The sequence below is a fragment of the Saccharomonospora piscinae genome, assembly GCF_005862235.1.
GTDB classification, from domain to species: Bacteria; Actinomycetota; Actinomycetes; order Mycobacteriales; family Pseudonocardiaceae; genus Saccharomonospora; species Saccharomonospora piscinae.
Map to the genome: position 1 here is coordinate 908,091 of NZ_VCEK01000003.1, position 16,263 is coordinate 924,353.

At 71.8% G+C, this 16,263-nt stretch carries 15 protein-coding genes; 6 read left to right on the plus strand and 9 right to left on the minus strand.

The genetic code is table 11. From position 1 onward, the window contains the following. The first annotated feature begins 23 nt into the window (after positions 1-23). From FFT09_RS15420 to FFT09_RS15430, 3 genes are all read left to right on the plus strand, one after another. On the plus strand, positions 24-1,502 hold the full coding sequence (locus tag FFT09_RS15420; protein WP_138383082.1) for a potassium/proton antiporter: 1,479 nt from the start codon (positions 24-26) through the stop codon (positions 1,500-1,502). 71 nt (positions 1,503-1,573) lie between these two features. Further along, positions 1,574-2,179 (plus strand): signal peptidase II, encoded by a 606-nt coding sequence (lspA, locus tag FFT09_RS15425; protein ID WP_081191192.1) that lies wholly within the window; start codon positions 1,574-1,576, stop codon positions 2,177-2,179. After that, on the plus strand, positions 2,176-3,102 hold the full coding sequence (locus FFT09_RS15430; protein ID WP_138383083.1) for an RluA family pseudouridine synthase: 927 nt from the start codon (positions 2,176-2,178) through the stop codon (positions 3,100-3,102). Before lspA ends, FFT09_RS15430 begins: the two co-directional genes overlap by 4 nt. 13 nt (positions 3,103-3,115) lie before the next feature. Here FFT09_RS15430 and FFT09_RS15435 read toward each other — a convergent pair whose 3' ends face one another. Further along, the gene (locus FFT09_RS15435; protein ID WP_138383084.1) at positions 3,116-4,141 is read right to left on the minus strand and encodes an AsnC family protein; all 1,026 of its coding nucleotides are present in this window, start codon (positions 4,139-4,141) and stop codon (positions 3,116-3,118) included. Between the two features lie 34 nt (positions 4,142-4,175). On the opposite strand from FFT09_RS15435, the gene FFT09_RS15440 reads away from it, so the two are divergent. Next, complete coding sequence (locus FFT09_RS15440; protein ID WP_208544424.1) at positions 4,176-5,843, plus strand: DUF885 domain-containing protein; 1,668 nt, start codon at positions 4,176-4,178, stop codon at positions 5,841-5,843. A gap of 179 nt (positions 5,844-6,022) precedes the next feature. Here the strand turns inward: FFT09_RS15440 and FFT09_RS15450 are convergent, their stop codons facing one another. Then, positions 6,023-6,700, minus strand: coding sequence for a sortase domain-containing protein (locus FFT09_RS15450; RefSeq protein ID WP_138383086.1), 678 nt, complete (start codon positions 6,698-6,700; stop codon positions 6,023-6,025). A 210-nt stretch (positions 6,701-6,910) separates the two neighbouring features. Here FFT09_RS15450 and FFT09_RS15455 point away from each other — a divergent pair, with 210 nt between their 5' ends. Next, positions 6,911-7,885 (plus strand): Ppx/GppA phosphatase family protein, encoded by a 975-nt coding sequence (locus FFT09_RS15455; RefSeq protein WP_138383087.1) that lies wholly within the window; start codon positions 6,911-6,913, stop codon positions 7,883-7,885. A gap of 30 nt (positions 7,886-7,915) precedes the next feature. Next, positions 7,916-8,095 (plus strand): hypothetical protein, encoded by a 180-nt coding sequence (locus tag FFT09_RS15460; protein WP_024877665.1) that lies wholly within the window; start codon positions 7,916-7,918, stop codon positions 8,093-8,095. Positions 8,096-8,100: 5 nt separating this feature from the next. Here the strand turns inward: FFT09_RS15460 and FFT09_RS15465 are convergent, their stop codons facing one another. From FFT09_RS15465 to FFT09_RS15495, 7 genes are all read right to left on the minus strand, one after another. Beyond that, positions 8,101-10,542, minus strand: coding sequence for a glycoside hydrolase family 65 protein (locus FFT09_RS15465; RefSeq protein ID WP_138383088.1), 2,442 nt, complete (start codon positions 10,540-10,542; stop codon positions 8,101-8,103). After that, complete coding sequence (locus FFT09_RS15470; protein WP_081191186.1) at positions 10,539-11,288, minus strand: beta-phosphoglucomutase family hydrolase; 750 nt, start codon at positions 11,286-11,288, stop codon at positions 10,539-10,541. Before FFT09_RS15470 ends, FFT09_RS15465 begins: the two co-directional genes overlap by 4 nt. Before the next feature lie 83 nt (positions 11,289-11,371). After that, positions 11,372-11,704 (minus strand): DUF3140 domain-containing protein, encoded by a 333-nt coding sequence (locus FFT09_RS15475; RefSeq protein WP_024877668.1) that lies wholly within the window; start codon positions 11,702-11,704, stop codon positions 11,372-11,374. An 11-nt stretch (positions 11,705-11,715) separates the two neighbouring features. After that, positions 11,716-12,561, minus strand: a complete 846-nt coding sequence (locus tag FFT09_RS15480) for an SDR family oxidoreductase (protein WP_024877669.1) — start codon at positions 12,559-12,561, stop codon at positions 11,716-11,718. A gap of 3 nt (positions 12,562-12,564) precedes the next feature. Then, entirely contained in the window at positions 12,565-14,667 is a 2,103-nt protein-coding gene (locus FFT09_RS15485; RefSeq protein WP_138383089.1) for a xanthine dehydrogenase family protein molybdopterin-binding subunit, read from the minus strand. Further along, positions 14,664-15,656 carry an FAD binding domain-containing protein gene (locus FFT09_RS15490; RefSeq protein WP_138383090.1) on the minus strand — a complete coding sequence of 331 codons (993 nt, stop codon included), beginning with the start codon at positions 15,654-15,656 and terminating at the stop codon, positions 14,664-14,666. The genes FFT09_RS15485 and FFT09_RS15490 overlap by 4 nt, the downstream gene beginning before the upstream one ends. Further along, entirely contained in the window at positions 15,653-16,213 is a 561-nt protein-coding gene (locus FFT09_RS15495) for a 2Fe-2S iron-sulfur cluster-binding protein (RefSeq protein ID WP_081191183.1), read from the minus strand. Before FFT09_RS15495 ends, FFT09_RS15490 begins: the two co-directional genes overlap by 4 nt. Between the last annotated feature and the right edge of the window lie 50 nt (positions 16,214-16,263).

Genomic DNA, 16,263 nt, shown 5'->3' on the forward strand with positions numbered 1-16,263 from the left:
GGGCGGCGCTGAGCGGGGGTGACATGGACGATCTGCCTGTCGTGCTGGGCTCGGGCGCGATCGTCCTGCTCGCCTCGGTGTTCGCGGTGCGCTTCTCCATCCGACTGGGTCTGCCCTCGTTGCTGATCTATCTCGGCATCGGGGTCGCGATCGGCGAGGCCGGTCTTGGCGTCGAGTTCGACAACCCTGCGCTGACGCAGAGCCTGGGTCTCGCCGCGCTCGTGATGATCCTCGTGGAGGGGGGTCTGACGACGCAGTGGTCGGCCGTGCGTCCCGGCCTCGGCCCCGGAATCGCCCTTTCGGTGATCGCCGTGCCCGTCACGGTGGCGGTCACGGGAGCGGCGCTGCATTTCGCGCTCGACCTCGACTGGCGAACGGCGCTGCTGTGGGGCGCGGTGCTGTCGTCCACCGACGCGGCGGCCGTGTTCTCGGTGCTGCGGTCGGCCGGGATCGGCAGGCGGCTGTCCGGGGTGCTCGAACTGGAGTCCGGCCTCAACGACGCTCCCAGCTACATCGCGGTCGTGCTGCTGGCCACGAACGTCACGGTGGACTGGGGACTGCCGCTCCAATTGCTGTACCAGCTCGGGCTCGGCGCCGTGGTCGGGTTGGCGCTGGGCTGGGTGGGCGGCTGGCTGTTGAGCCGGGCGGCGCTCCCGGCCACGGGCCTCTACCCGCTAGCCGCCGTCGCGCTGTGCGTGCTGGCGTTCTCGTCGGCGCAGTTCGCCGGGGCGTCCGGGTTGCTGGCCACCTACCTGGCCGGGGTGGTGCTGGGCAACTCGCGCCTGCCGCACCGCTCCGACACGCTGTCCTTCGCCGAGGGGCTCGGCTGGCTCGCGCAGATCGGGCTGTTCGTCCTGCTGGGGTTGTTCGCCGCACCCGAACGGCTGCTCCACGCGGTCGTGCCGGGACTGGTGGCCGGGACCGTGGCCGTGCTGGTGGCCCGGCCCCTGGCGGTCGTGTTGTCGACGATGCCGTTCCGAGTGCCCTGGCGAGAGCAGGCGTTCCTGTCGTGGGCCGGGCTGCGGGGCGCGGTGCCCATCGTGCTCGCGACGATCCCGCTGGCCGACGGGCGAGCGGGCGCGCAGTTGCTCGTGGACGCGGTGTTCGTCATCGTGATCGCGTTCACCCTGCTGCAGGCCGCGCTGCTGACACCACTGGCGAGGGTGCTGGGGGTGGCGGAGCCGTCGCAACCCCGTGAGATCGAGGTCGACGCAGCGCCCCTCGACGAGCTGGGCGCGGTCCTGCTCCAGGTGCGCATCCCCAGGCGGTCCCGACTGCACGGCGTGTACCTGGCCGAACTCCGCGTACCCCGAGGCGCCAGCGTGAGCCTCGTCGTGCGCGGGGGAGAGGGCTTCACCCCGGAGCCGACCACCCGGCTCCAGGAGGACGACCAGCTGCTCGTCGTGACCACGGAAGCCGCACGCGCCGCCACGGAACGCAGGTTGCGCGCCGTCGACCGAGCGGGCCCCATCGCGCACTGGAAAGGTGAGCGGGGTGACTGAGTCGCCCGGGCTGGTCGATCCGCCGCCGACGCCCAGGCCGGCGGTGAGCGGCGGACGTGGACAATGAACCGGTGAACACCGAGCAACAGCCCGATCCCTCGGACACCGAACAGACCCCGGCTCCGGCGCGGCGCAGGATGGGTCTGCTCGTCCTCGTCGCCCTCCTCGCCTACGCCGTCGACGTGATCAGCAAGGTGGTGGTCACCGCCACGCTGGAAGGCGAGGAGCCGATCCGGATTCTCGGTGGTGCCGTCTACCTCCAGTTGCTGCGCAACCCGTACGCGGCCTTCGGTATGGATTTCGTCGGCACCTGGGTGCTCACTGCCGTGGCGGTGCTCGTCGTCCTCGGCATCGTGTGGTTCGCCCGCAAGCTCCGGTCTGCGGGCTGGGCCGTCGGGCTCGGGCTCGTGCTGGCCGGGGCGCTGGGTAATCTCACCGATCGCCTCTTCCGCGCGCCGTCGGTCTTCGAGGGCCACGTCGTCGACTTCATCTCCGTGTTCGCGCCGAACGGCGAGTTCTTCCCGGTGTTCAACGCCGCCGACTCCGCGATCACGATCGGGGCCGGGCTGATCGTGCTGCTCACCCTGCTCGGCAGGGACTACGACGGAACGGTGATCCCGAAGGGCGGACGCTCGAAGGACACCGGCCGCGACGACGCCGAGGAGCGAGAAGAATGAGCAGCCGTCTGTTACCCGTGCCCGACGGACTCGACGGGATGCGGGTCGACGCGGGACTCGCGAAGCTGCTGGGCCTGTCGCGCACGGCCGTGGCCGAGCTCGCCGCGTCCGGGGAGGTCCTGCTCGACGGGCAGCCCGCGGGCAAGTCCGACCGCCTCGTGGCGGGCGGCCTGCTGGAGGTGACGCTGCCGGATCCGGACACCCCGGTCGAGGTGGTGGCGGAGCCGGTCGAGGGCCTGCGCATTCTCCACGACGATGACGACATCGTGGTCGTCGACAAGCCCGTGGGCGTGGCCGTGCATCCGAGTCCCGGCTGGACCGGGCCCACGGTGGTCGGCGGACTGGCCGCGGCGGGACTGCGCATCTCCACCTCGGGTGCCGCGGAACGGCAGGGCGTGGTGCATCGGCTGGACGCGGGTACCACCGGGGTCATGGTGGTGGCCAAGAGCGAGCACGCCTACTCGGTGCTCAAGCGTGCGTTCAAGGAACGCACGGTGTCGAAGGGCTACCACGCCCTGGTACAGGGACATCCCGACCCGATTCGCGGCACCATCGACGCTCCGATCGACCGGCACCCCAAGCACGACTACCGATTCGCCGTCGTGGCGGGCGGCAGGCCGTCGGTGACCCACTATGAGGTGATCGAGGCGTTCCGCGCGGCGTCACTCGTGGACGTGGTGCTGGAGACGGGCCGGACCCACCAGATTCGCGTTCACTTCTCCGCGATGCGGCACCCGTGTGTCGGCGATCTGACCTACGGTGCCGATCCCGCCCTCGCCCGCAGGCTCGGCGTCAGCAGGCAGTGGCTACACGCACGGACTCTGGGCTTCGCGCATCCCGCGGACGGCCGGTGGGTGGAGTTCACCAGCGAGTACCCGGCCGATCTCGCGGCGGCACTCGAGGTCCTGCGCGCGGAGGCGTGAGCGGGTCGCGGGTTCAGCCGCCCGCCGCGTCGTCGAGCACCCACGTGAGGCTGCGTTCGTCCGGCTCGGGGCGCGGGCTCCATCGGACGGCCGCCAGCCGCACCGCGTCCGCGACGACGTAGACCGTGTGACCGCCGGTGGTCTCACCGGGCCGGACACCGATCTTGTGCGGCGGCCGGGAGGTCAGCGACACGGGCGCCTTGGCGATCGCGGAGCCGTCGGCGGCGAGCAGTTCGAGATAGTTGTCTGGCAGCGAGGCGTACGGCACGGAGCCCCGGTTGGTGATCTCCGTGTGGACCACCACGGCACGCTCCCCGTCGCGCAGGCTGTATCCGGCCGCGGAGAACAGGAAGTCCGCCGGGTCCTGCACCTCCAGCAGTTGCACCGTCAGCTGTTCACCCTCCAGCCCCGTGGTGGCGAGTGAGTCGCCGGCCCGCCCCCGCCGGACCGGCGCAGAGGGCGCTCCCAACGGGGGCTGCTGGTCGCCGCGCGCCCACTGGGCGCTCTGCGGCGGCCCCCAGGTGCTGATGGCGGGATCAGGGGGTGGCGCGTGCTGCGTCGCGGCGGGGGCCGCGCCGGAACGTGCCGGGCTCGCCAGCGGCGGATGCTGTGGGTGCTGCTGTGGGTTCTGCGGGGGGTGCTGCGGTGAGTTCTGTGGTGGGTGCGGCGGCGGGTACGGCCCGGTGGGAACACCGCCCACGGCGTAGGCGCCGCTGGGCGTGCCGTGGACCGGCTGGGTGCCGCCGGTCGCCGGGCCGGGCGGTGGACTGCCGGACGTGACACCCGGCGCGCCGCCGTGGGCCCGAGCGAGCGGCCCCGTGCCCACGGCGTTCGATGCCGCCAGCGCCGACCGCAGTCCCCCGGGGTCGCTTTCCACCCCGACGAGCAGGGGTAGGCCCTGCGCCGACAACCCGACCAGCCGGTAGGCGACGTCACGGGGGTCCATCCCGACTCGCGCCGCGAGTTCGTGCACGGCCACCTTGCCCACCTCCGCGAGCGCGGACAGCAGGCGTGCGTCGACAGGATCGGTCACGGCCACACCCGCGAGCCTAGTCTGCCGCTAGGCTCGCACCATGCAGCCCGTGAGCAGCGTGACCGCGCTGGCCGACGAATTCGTGGACCTCCTGTTCGAGACCGAGCCGCTCTCCGCCGTGTTGCTCGGGGTCGACACGACCCGGGCCGGACTCGGAGACGTCAGAGAATCGACCGAACAGGAGCACCGGGCCGCGCTGGAGCGCCTGGTGCAGCGAGCCACCGCGATCGAACCGGACGGGCTCGGCGGGCAGGACCGCATCACCCGGGACGTGCTGATCAGTCAGGCGAGCTCCCGGATCGCGCAGCTCGACACCCGGCTGGTGGAGTTCACGATCTCGGACCTCTTCGTGGCACCCGCTCCGGGGTTGCTCACGTTGCTGCCCATGGTGAGCGTCCGGGATACCGAAGAGGGCAGGGCCCAACTCGACCGGCTCAGCGCGATCCCCGCCTTCCTGGAGCGCCACGCCGAACGCCACCGAGCCGGGGTCGCGGCGGGCCGGACCCCGGTGGCACGGCTCGTGCAAGCCTCGATCGACCACATCGACCGCTACCTGGCGGAACCGGACAACGATCCGCTGAGCCGCCAGACCGCACCGGACGCCGACTTCGCCGCGTTGCGCGACGAGGTGCTCCGTGACGTCGTCCGCCCGGCGTTCGCCGCTTACCGGGACGTGTTGCGCGACGAGATCCTCGCCCACGGACGGCCGGACGACCGGCCCGGACTGTGCCACCTGCCGAACGGTGACGCGGTGTACGCCGCACTCGCGCGCGTCCACACGACCACCGACCGCGGCCCCGAGGACCTGCACCAGACCGGACTGGACTGCCTGGCCCGTCTCGCGGACGAGTACGCCGAGATCGGCGGGCGTGCGCTCGGCACCACCGATCTCGGGGAGATCTTCACCCGGCTCCGGACGGACCCGGAGCTGCGGTGGAAAGACGCCGACGACCTCCTGGACACCGCGCGCGCGGCCATTGTCCGCGCGGAGCGGGAGGCGCCGAACTGGTTCGGCCACATCCCGCCACAGCCGTGGGTCGTGGAGCCCGTGCCTGCGGCGGACGCACCCGGCGCGCCCGGTGCGTTCTATGTGCAGTCGCCCGCCGACGGCTCCCGTCCCGGCACCTACTTCGCGAACACCCACCAGGTCACCGAGCGGTTCCGGCATACCGCTGAGGCGACGGCGTTCCACGAGGTGATTCCCGGCCATCACTTCCAGATCAGCACTGCGCTGAACCTGACCGACCTGCCGATGCTGCGGCGGATCAGCGACTGCAACGCCTACATCGAGGGCTGGGGCCTCTACACCGAGCGCCTCGCCGTGGAGATGGGGCTCTACTCCGACGACGTCGCCCTGCTCGGCATGCTGAGCATGGACTCGGTGCGCGCCGGCAGGCTGGTGGTGGACACCGGTCTGCACGCGCTGGGCTGGACCAGGCAGCAGGCCATCGACTTCATGGAGCGCAACACGCCCATGGCGATGGTCGAGATCGTGGCCGAGGTGGACCGCTACATCTCCTACCCGGGGCAGGCGCTGTCGTACATGGTCGGCAGGCTGGAGATCCAGCGGCTGCGTGCGGGGGCGGCGGCCGCGCTCGGCGAGCGGTTCGACGTCCGGGAGTTCCACGATCTCGTACTCGGCGGCGGAGCCCTGCCGATGACCGTGCTGGAGGGCGCGGTCCGCGACTGGGTGGCCGCCCGGCGGTAATCGTGTCCTCAGTTCAGGTAGCCGTGTCCGCAGCGCGCGATGCGGACACGGCTACGGGGGCTGCGGACACGGCTACGGGGGCTGCGGACACGGCTACGGGGGATGCGGACACGGCTACGGGGGATGCGGACACGGCTACGGGGGCTGCGGACACGGCTACGGGGGCTGCGGACACGGCTTTAGGTCGTGGCGGTGAGTCGGGCGGAGACCATCACGGCGGGGTCGTCGCCCTGGTGGTCGAACTCGCCCGCCGTCGTCAGCAGCCGGAGGTCCGGTGCGTGCGTGACGCGCTGCGCGTGTCCCAGCGCGTCACTCTGGTCGACCTCCTCCACACGGAAGACGGTGAAGACGGCCTCGCTGCCGTCGGAGCGCGCCACGTGAACCGTGTCCCCGGGTCGCAGTGAGCCGAGTGCGTAGAAGACGCCCCGTTCGTAGGACACCTGCGTGTGTCCCATCAGGACGGAGGCACCCGCTCGGCCCGGTGCCGGTGTGGAGTCGAGCCAGCCGACCGTGGAGAGGTGACCGGGGATCTCGGCCGCGCCGGAAGGCGTGCGGCCCAGGCGGGCGATCGACTCGGTGTCCACCCCGAGCGCCGGGATACGCACCCGGACCGGCGACGAGCTGGGCAGCGCCTCGTGAGCCAGTGGTGCGGCCCCCGCGGCAAGGGTGTGCGGTGCGGTGGAGGGGGGACCGGGCTCGGCGGCGGGTCCGAGTGGGTCGGCCTCGCCGCTGAGGTGCGGCCGGAGTAACGTGGTGCCGACCACGGCGGCCGTCAGGGTGGCGACCGTGACCACGGCCGCCGCCGCGACCCCGATGCGGCGGGGTTCGCTATGGCGGCTGCCCAGGGTCAGGACCACCTCGGGGCACCTCCTGCGCGTGTGGCGCGGTACGCGGTCATCAACCGCCCCTCCTGCGATTAATCCCTCGTTGGTCTGATCGTTTGACCACGCTGGTGTCGTTACGGAAAACCGGACACTGGGTTGAACGTCACCCGTTCGGGTTATATCTCTGTTATTGGTCGCTCTGGGTGGGAATTCTGGAGGTTCGGCCGTGAACACGAAAGGTGGATGACTGTGACGACGCGGGGCACGGTGGCCGTGCTCGATGTGGGGTGTTTCAGCGCGAGGCTGCTCGCGGTGGACCGTGAGGGGTCACTGCTGGAGCCGGCGTTGAGCCACAAGACCCGGCTACGTCTCGATCAAGCACTGGACGCCTCGGGACGGTTACGACCCGAGGGGATCGAGTCGGTCGTCGCCGCGGTGCGGGCGGCCGACGAGATCGCCCGTCGCCACGGTGTGCGCGACGTCTACAGCCTGGCCACCTCGTCGATCCGCGACGCGCCCAACAGCGCCGAGGTCGTCGCCCGCGTCGAGGCGGAAACCGGTCGCACACTGCGCTTCCTCGACGGCGCCGACGAGGCCCGGCTCTCCTACCGGGCGGTGCGCTCGTGGTTCGGGGCCGGAATCGGTCCGCTCTCCGTGCTCGACATCGGCGGGGGCACGGTGGAGTTGGCAGCGGGCCAGGGCGTCCACGCCGACTTCGCGCGGTCGCTGCCGCTCGGAGCGCGCGAGACCATGCGCGCCTGGCGCCTCGACAGCGACCGCCCTTCGGAAAGTGACATCGCCGCGCTGCGTTCGCACGCCCTCGACCACATCCGCGGCGCGCTGGGTCGAGACGAGCAGCGGCTGCGCGGCTTCCAGAGCGCGGGATGCTCGAAAGTGCTGCGCCAGCTGGCGGCGCTGACCGGCCGCCGCCTCAAGGCGCCGGGCAGGACGCGCGAGCTGCGCGTGGAGGACGTGCGCCGCTGGATTCCCCGGCTGGCCGCGCTGCCCGCGTCTCGGCGCGCCGAGCTTCCGGGCATCACTCGCCCCCGCGCGCGGCAGGCGCTGGCCGGGGCGGTGGTCGCCGAGGCATTGCTGACCGTGTTCGGAGGTCGCGCGGTGATCTGCCCGTGGTCCACGACCCACGGCCTGCTGCTGTCGATGCTGGAGGGTCCGGACGGGCGGTGGGATCGCGGCGCCGGGCGGGCCAGCGCGGCGTGAGCACGAACGCCGGAACGTAAGGAGTCCCCGATGCGACGTGACGACGAGGGCAATCCCCACACGCCGGAGCCGGACGACCGGCCCGAACACGAAAGTGGTGGACTCGGGCATCTGCCGTCGAAGGACGTGCCCGAACCCCCGAACCGCGACGACGTCGTGCCCGACGACGACGTCACACCCGACGCGGGCACCATCGAACCGCCGGACTGACCGCGTCACGGAGACGAGGCCACGCTCGCCGGATCGTGCGCGGGTGTGGCAGGCCGGGCGGTGCGAGTGTGCCAGGTGGTGTCGTGCTGCGGCTGGCGCCGGACGGGTGCGCGACCCGCGGGCTGCGAGGGGCGCTCGTGGTGCTCCGCGGGGGGAAGCGGCAGTGTGGTGGGCTCGTCGGCCACGGTGACGGGCTCGCCGTAGTGAGTGATCTCCAGTGGCTTCCCGGTGACGAGCACGTAGGTCGCCGAGTCCCGGTTGATCTCGACGGAGAACTGGGATCCCCGATAGCACAGGCGAAACGCGATGCGCTGCGGGACCGGTGGGAGTCGGGGCTGGAAGCTCAGCGTGCCCGCGTGGTCGCGCAACCCGCCGAAACCCGCCACGATGGCGAGCCATGACCCGGCCAACGAGGCCATGTGCAGTCCGTTGCGGACGTTGAGGTGCAGATCGTGCAGGTCGGTGAGGACCGCCTCGGCGAAGTAGTCGTAGGCCAGTTCGAGGTGCCCGCACTCCGAGGCCAGCACTGACTGCGTGGCGGCGGACAGGGAGGAGTCCCGCACCGTCAGCGACTCGTAGTAGGCGAAGTTGCGCCGCTTCTGTTCCAGAGAGAACACGTCGCCGCGCAGGTGCATCGCGAGCACGAGGTCGGCCTGCTTGACGACCTGCTTGCGGTAGAGGTCGAAGTACGGGTAGTTGAGCAGCAGCGGGTAGCTCGTGGCCGGGGTGTGCGCGAAGTCCCACGTGGCGTGCTCGGTGAAGCGCTCGGACTGCGGATGCACCCTGAGCAGGTCGTCGTAGGGCACGCGCATCTTGCGCGCGGCTTCCCGCCAGCCCGCGACCTCGATGTGGTTCACACCGAGTGTCTCGGCGATGTCGGGTTGCCGCTCGCACGAGTCGGCCGCGGCACGCAGGTTCCGTTGCGCCATGAGATTGGTGTAGACGTTGTTGTCCACCACGGCGGAGTACTCGTCGGGCCCGGTCACGCCGTCGATGCGAAAGCCGCCGTGCGGATCGTGGTGGCCCAGTGAGAGCCACAGGCGGGCGGTCTCGGTGAGCAGTTCGGTTCCGCACTGGCGCTCGAACTCGATGTCGCCGGTGGCGTCGAGGTAGCGCACGACGGCGTCGGCGATGTCGGCGTTGACGTGGAACGCCGCCGTGCCTGCAGGCCAGTACGCGCTGCATTCGGCGCCGTTGATGGAGCGCCACGGAAACGCCGCACCCCGCAGCCCGAGCTGTCGGGCTCTGGCCCTCGCGGTGTCCACTGTGGTGTGTCTCCAGCGGAGTGCGTCCCTGGCCGCGTCGGGCAGGGTGTAGGTGAGCAGTTGCAGGACGAAGGTCTCGGTGTCCCAGAAGGCGTGCCCGTCGTACCCGGGCCCGGTGAGGCCCTTGCCAGGGATCGCGCGACTCTCGCCGCGAGCTCCGGCCTGCAGGACGTGGAACAGGGCGAACCGGACGGCCTGCTGGAGCTCGGGGTCGCCGTCGATCTCCACGTCGGCGCTCGCCCAGAACTGGTCGAGGAACCGTCGCTGCTCGGCGAGCAGGCCGTCCCAGCCGGTCTGGAGCGCACCGGCCAGTGCGGCGTCGACCTGCGCGCGGACGGCGGGGATCGAACGCTGCTGCGACCAGCCGTAGGCGAGGTACTTGGTGATCCGCAGCGTCTGTCCCAGCGGCACGTCCACCGCGATGGTGAGCCTGGCGAGGTCGTCCTCGACCGCGATGTCGGTGCGCAGCCCGTCCGCGGTGTCGATCTGGTGGTCCATCGCCGCGGCCATGCGCAGCCCCGAGCGCCTGGTGCGGTGTACCAGCACGGCACGGTAGTCCTCGGCCTTCAGGTACTCGCCCACGAGCGGTGCCTCCAGCGCCGCCGCCACGCGGGGATCGCCCGACTCGGGTTCGATCGGCTCGTTGGCGAGCAGGTCGGACTGGGCGACGAGCTGGAGTTCACCGTCGAGCGGCTCGACCTCGTAGCGCACGGCGGCCACCGCCCGCTGGGTGAACGACACCAAGCGTTCGGTTCTCACCCGCACGCGGCGTCCGGTGGGGGAGATCCACTCGGTCTCGCGGCGCAGGGTGCCCGAGCGGAAGTCGAGGACCCGGAAATGGTCGGTGGCGTGGCCGTAACGCATGTCGAGCGGCTCGTCCTCGACCAGCAGACGAATGATCTTGCCGTCGGTCACGTTGACCACGGTCTGCCCCGCTTCGGGGTAGCCGTACCCCGCCTCGGCGTAGGGCAGCTCGTGTTCCTCGTAGAAGCCGTTGAGGTAGGTCCCGGGAAGGCCCCGCGGCTCGGCCTCCTCCAGGGTCCCGCGCATGCCGATGTGGCCGTTGGACAGCGCGAACGTCGATTCGGTGCGCTGGAGCTGGTCGACGTCCAGCCCCTGCCACCGCAGTTCCCAGGGAGCGCGGGTGTAGCCGCGTTCGGTCAGGGGCGCGCGCTCGGTCACGCTGATTCCTCCAGCAGTTCGGCGAGGTCGGTCACGACGGTGTCCGCGCCCTGTTCGCGCAGGGCCTTCTCCTGGTCCTCGCGCGCGGTGCCCTCGGCGCGGTTGACGCCGACGACGAACGCGAAACCACCGTCGCGCCCCGCGCGTACCCCGGCCTGCGCGTCCTCGAACACCGCCGTGGCGGACGGGCGGGCCGCGAGCTCGGCGGCGCAGGCGAGGAACGAGTCGGGCGCGGGTTTGCCTCGCAGGCCCTCCCGGGCGATGACCACCCCGTCGACCCTGGCTCCCACGTATCCGGTCAGTCCCGCCGCGTCGAGCACGCGGGCGCCGTTGGCCGACGAGGTGACCACGCCGATGGCGAGACCGTGTGCCCGTGCCGCGTCGAGGTAGCGCACCGAGCCGGGATACGGCGTGACGCCCTCGTCGGCGATCACGCGCAGGAGCCGCTCGTTCTTGCGGTTGCCCACACCGTGCACGGTCTCGGCGTTGACGTCGTCGGTGTCATCGCCTTCCGGCAGGTCGATGCCACGGGAGGCGAGGAAGGCCCGCACACCGTCGAGCCGGGAGCGGCCGTCGACGTAGGTGACGTAGTCCTGCTCGGTGAAGGGCGGCGCGCCGGGGTCACGACGGCTCAGCAACTCGTCGAAGGTGCGCTTCCACGCGCGCCGATGCACCTCGGCGGTGCTCGTCAGCACGCCGTCGAGGTCGAACAGGCAGGTGGTCACGGCGTCGGGTAACCCGATCATGCCGTCAACGCTAGTAGCCGAGCGGTGACCCGGCATGACGAAGCGCTCCGCCGCCGCAGCGCCGGTACGGTCGCGCGATCCCGTCAGCTCGTCGGTCTGAGCGGGTCGTGGCCGATCGACATCAGCCGGTGGCGCCAGTGTGCCTCACCGGCGACCGGTTCCTCCTCGCCACCGCGCAGGCCGTTCACCTTGTCGACGACCCGGCGCATGACCGCGAGGTCGTCGTCGCGCAGGTCGGTCTTGCGCTTGCCGAGGATCTCCAGCACCCGCTGACCCAGGTGCGGGCCCGACCGGTCCGGGTACTGTTCGTCCTCGGGGCCCGCGGACCGCGTGCGCAGCCACTCGCGCAGTTCCCGCGAGGTCATGTTCACGACCCGGTGGAACTCGTCCCACAGCTGCTCTGTTCCGGCATCCATGTCGCCCCCGCTCAGCCCGGTGTGGTCTCGCCGCCGAGTGCGGCCATGACCTCGCCGGTGTAGTACGAGGACAGCTGGTTGGCGGCGAGGAACACGTACGACGGAGCGAGCTCGTCGGGGTCGGCGGCCCGGCCCATCGGTGCCTGCTGGCCGAACTTCTCCACGTGCTCCTCGGGCATGGTGGCGGGGATGAGCGGCGTCCACACCGGACCCGGTGCGACACAGTTGACGCGGATGCCGCGCGGCACGAGTGACTGCGCCATGGCCATGGTCCACGCGTGGACCGCGCCCTTGGTGGCCGAGTAGTCGATCAGCTTCTTGTTGCCGCGCAGCCCGTTCACCGAGCCGCTGTTGACGATCGCCCCGCCCTCGGGGATGTGCCGCAACGCCGCCGCGGTGACCCGGAAGTAGGAGTGGATGTTGACGTCGAACGTGTGCGTCCACTGCTCGTCGCTGATCTCGTCGAATGAGTCGTGTTCCAGCTGGGTCGCCACGTTGTTCACGAGTACGTGCAGACCGCCGAGGTCGCGGACGGTGTCGGTGACCACCCGTTCGCACTGGGCCGCGTCGGCGAGGTCGCCGGGCAGCAGCAGGCACCGGCGGCCCTGCTCGCGCACGAGCGAGGCGGTGTGCTCGGCGTCGCCGTGTTCCGTGAGGTAGGCGATCGCGACGTCCGCGCCCTCCTTGGCGAACGCGACGGCCACGGCGCGGCCGATCCCCGAGTCACCTCCCGTGATCAACGCCGTGCGGTCCCGGAGCAGGTCCCGCCCGACGTAGTCACGCATCTCGTCCCGCGGTCGCGGTGTCATCTCCCCGGTGCCTCCGGGCGGTCGCTGGGTCTGCTGCGGCTGGTTCACCGATCACTCCTCTCGGGTCGTGGCCAGCACGGTGTCGTTCGTGATGGGCAGGTCGCGGACCCGCACTCCGGTGGCGTGGTGAACGGCGTTGGCGATCGCGGCGGCGGTGCCGACGATCCCGATCTCGCCGAGGCCCTTGCTGCCCATCGGGTTGAGGTACGGGTCGTGCTCGGTGATCCAGTGCGCCTCGATCGAGGGCACGTCCGCACAGGTGGCGATGTGGTACTCGGCCAGGTCGTGATTCACCACGAAGCCGAGCCGTTCGTCGAGCACGCTCTGCTCGTGCAGCGCCATCGACAGGCCCATCGTCATTCCCCCGACGAGCTGCGAGCGGGCGGTGCGCGGGTTGAGCACCCGCCCGACCGCGAACACGCCGAGCAGCCGGGGTACCCGGATCTCCCCGGTGACCACGTCGACCCTGGCCTCGGCGAACTGTGCGCCGAAGGCGTAACGGGCGAACTCATCACGCAGGCCGTCGTCGGGCGTCCCGGCGGTGAACTCGTCGCCGGCCCGCGGGTCGTCACCGTGCGCGGCCCGGAATCCGCGCGCGGCCGCGACCACCGCCGAGCCCCAGTTGGTGGTACCGGACGAGCCGCCCGCGACGCTGGCCTCCGGCAGGTCGGTGTCGCCCAGTCGCAACTCGATGTGGGCGTCGGGGACGTCGAGCGCGTCCGCCGCGATCTGTGTGAGCACCGTCCACGATCCGGTGCCCAGGTCCGCGGCGCCGATCGACACCTCGTAGCGGCCGTGGCCACGGTGCCGCACCGTGGCCGACGACGCGCCGGGTGTGGCGAGCACCGGGTAGGTCGAACACGCGACGCCGGTGCCGACCCACCAGTCCCCGTCCCGGGTCGACCGGGCCACCGGAGGCCGGTCGCGCCACCCGAAGCGGCGGGCACCCTCCAGCAGGCATGCCACGACGTTGCGGCTGGAGTACGGCTTGCCCGTCTCCGGGTCGGTCTCCGGTTCGTTGCGCAGCCGCAGCTCGACGGGGTCGAGCCCGCAGGCCTCCGCGAGCTCGTCCATCGCCACCTCGGGCGCGAACATCCCGGGGCACTCGCCCGGCGCCCGCATCCACGACGGCACCGGCAGATCCAGCGCGGCCAGCCGGTGGGTGGTGCGCCGGTGGGGCGCCGCGTACATGGTGCGGGCGGGAAGGCCGGTCTGCTCGGCGAACTCCTTGTACCGCGCCGTCAGCTCGACCACGTCGTTGCTGAGCCCGGCGAGCCTGCCCCCGATGTCGGCCGCGAGGCGCATCCGCTGGATCGTGGGAGTGCGGTAGCCGACGAAGGCGAACATCTGCCGCCGGGTGAGCGCGAACGTGACCGCCCGTCCCGGCACGCGCCACGCCGCCAGCACCGCGAGCAACACGTGCGGGTGGGCGGTGCCCTTGGAGCCGAACCCGCCGCCGACGTACGGGGCCACCACACGGACCCGGTCGTGCGCCAGTCCCGTCATCGCGCACACCGCGTCGCGCAGCGGGTGGACGCCCTGCGTGGAGTCGTAGAGCGTCAGCGTGGCCTCGTCCCAGAGGGCCACGGTCGTGTGCGGTTCCATCGGGTTGTTGTGGTTCATCGCGGTCGTGTAGCCGGCCTCGACGGCCCTGGCCGCGTCGGCGAACACCCCGTCGGGGTCGCCGGTGAGGGTGTCGGTGGCGTGTGCCGGGTTGACGACCTCGGGCCGGTAGAGGTCCTCGCGCCCAGCAGACAGCGTCACGTCGTGCTGGCGTGGGGCGTAGCCCACCCGCACCAGGTCGGCGGCCTGCCCGGCGACCTCGGGCGTCTCGGCCACGACGGCGGCCACCGGCTGTCCCCGGTACCACACCTCGTCGGACTGCAGCACCTCCAGCTCGGCGTCGTGGCCCGAGCGCAGCCGGGGCGCGTTGAACGGCGTCAGCACCGTCAGCACACCGTCCAGCGCCGTCGCGGCGCGCGCGTCGATTTCGGTGACCCGGCCCCGCGCGATCGTGGCCTGGACGCACCGGAGGTGGGCACGGGCGGGTACCCGATGCTCGGCGGCGTAGGGCGCGGTGCCGGTGACCTTCGCCCAGCCGTCGACCCGCTCGTGGTCCGTGCCGAGGGCGCGCGGACGCAGTGGCTCGGTCACGCGACGCCCTCCCCGGCCAGTTCCCGCAGCACCGACACCAGCATCGCCCGCGCCACGGGGATCTTGAAGCCGTTGTCCCGCAACGGGACGGCGTCGGCGAGCTCGGCCTCGGCCGCCGCGCGGAACTCGGCGGTCTCGGCCGGGGCGCCGGACAGAGCCTGCTCGGCGACCCTCGCCCGCCACGGCTTGTGCGCCAGCCCGCCGAACGCGATCCGCACCTGCCGTACTCGCCCGTCCGCGACGTCGAGCGCGACCGCGACCGACACCAGCGCGAACGCGAAGGCCGCGCGATCGCGGGCCTTGCGGTAGCGGGAGTGGGCGGCGAACCGCATCGGGGGCAGATCCACTGCGGTGATCAGCTCCCCGTGGTCGAGCACCGTGTCCCGCTCGGGATGCTCCCCGGGCAGCCGGTGCAACTCGGCGGCCGGCACCGTGCGTTCCCCCGCCGCCGTGCGGACCCGCACCACCGCGTCCAGCGCGGCGAGGGCCACCGCCATGTCGGAGGGATGGACGGCGACGCAGTGGCTCGACGCGCCCAGCACCGCGTGGTAGCGCGTGTAGCCGTCGAGGGCCGAACAGCCCGCCCTCGGGCTGCGCTTGTTGCACGGCGTCGTCACGTCCTGGAAGTAGACGCAGCGGGTGCGCTGCAGCAGGTTGCCGCCCACGGTGGCGAGATTGCGCAACTGTCCCGACGCGCCGCTGAGCAATGCCCGCGCCAGCACCGGGTAGCGCGCGCGGACGAGTGGATGGGCGGCGACGTCGCTGTTGCGGGCGCCCGCGCCGAGCCGTATGCCCCCGCCGGGCAGTTCCTCGATCCCGTCGAGGGCGAGTCCGGTGATGTCCACCAGGACCTCGGGAGCGGTGAGGCCCAGCTTCATGTGATCGACCAGATTCGTCCCGCCCGCGAGGTACGCCGCTCGGCCGTTGCCCGTCACCGTGGCCACCGCGGTCTCGGTGTCCTGCGCCCGCCGGTACTCGAACGGGATCATGACGCGGCGCTCCGCCGTCGCGGCCCCTGCGCGGGCGTGCGCAGGCCCCGCGCCCGGGCGACGGACGCCACCGCCGCGACGATGCCCTGGTAGGCCCCGCACCGGCACAGGTTCCCGCTCATGCGCTCGCGGATCTCCTCGGCGTCGAGTGACGGAGCCGCGGCGGGATGGGCGGTCACCGCACTCGGCCAGCCGGCCTCGACCTCCGCCAGCACACCGGCCGCGGAGCAGACCTGCCCCGGCGTGCAGTACCCACACTGGAGACCGTCGTGCTCGACGAACGCGCGGTGCAGCGAGTGCGGCGCACCGTCGTCGTCACACAGTCCCGCGCTGGTGGTGATCGTGGAGCCGTCGGCCGCGACGGCGAACGTGAGGCACGAGGTCACCCTGCGGCCGTCGCGCAACACCGTGCACGAGCCGCACTGGCCGTGGTCGCACCCCTTCTTCGGGGAGGTGTTGCCGAGGTGCTCGCGCAGCGCGTCGAGCAGGGTGACCCGGGTGTCGACGGTCAGGTGACGTCGCTCGCCGTCCACGACGAGCGTGATCTCGGCTTCCATGCCACCCCCGGGTCGTCGCGCGCGGCTCGGCGCCTGCCGTTCGCTGCGGC

Bases quoted from the DNA above. Each gene is read 5' to 3' on its own strand.
- FFT09_RS15420 (WP_138383082.1), top strand. From the start codon at position 24: ATGGACGATCTGCCTGTCGTGCTGGGCTCGGGCGCGATCGTCCTGCTC.
- FFT09_RS15430 (WP_138383083.1), top strand. From the start codon at position 2,176: ATGAGCAGCCGTCTGTTACCCGTGCCCGACGGACTCGACGGGATGCGG.
- FFT09_RS15440 (WP_208544424.1), top strand. From the start codon at position 4,176: ATGCAGCCCGTGAGCAGCGTGACCGCGCTGGCCGACGAATTCGTGGAC.
- FFT09_RS15455 (WP_138383087.1), top strand. From the start codon at position 6,911: ATGACTGTGACGACGCGGGGCACGGTGGCCGTGCTCGATGTGGGGTGT.
- FFT09_RS15460 (WP_024877665.1), top strand. From the start codon at position 7,916: ATGCGACGTGACGACGAGGGCAATCCCCACACGCCGGAGCCGGACGAC.
- FFT09_RS15470 (WP_081191186.1), bottom strand. From the start codon at position 11,288: ATGATCGGGTTACCCGACGCCGTGACCACCTGCCTGTTCGACCTCGAC.
- FFT09_RS15475 (WP_024877668.1), bottom strand. From the start codon at position 11,704: ATGGATGCCGGAACAGAGCAGCTGTGGGACGAGTTCCACCGGGTCGTG.
- FFT09_RS15490 (WP_138383090.1), bottom strand. From the start codon at position 15,656: ATGATCCCGTTCGAGTACCGGCGGGCGCAGGACACCGAGACCGCGGTG.
- FFT09_RS15495 (WP_081191183.1), bottom strand. From the start codon at position 16,213: ATGGAAGCCGAGATCACGCTCGTCGTGGACGGCGAGCGACGTCACCTG.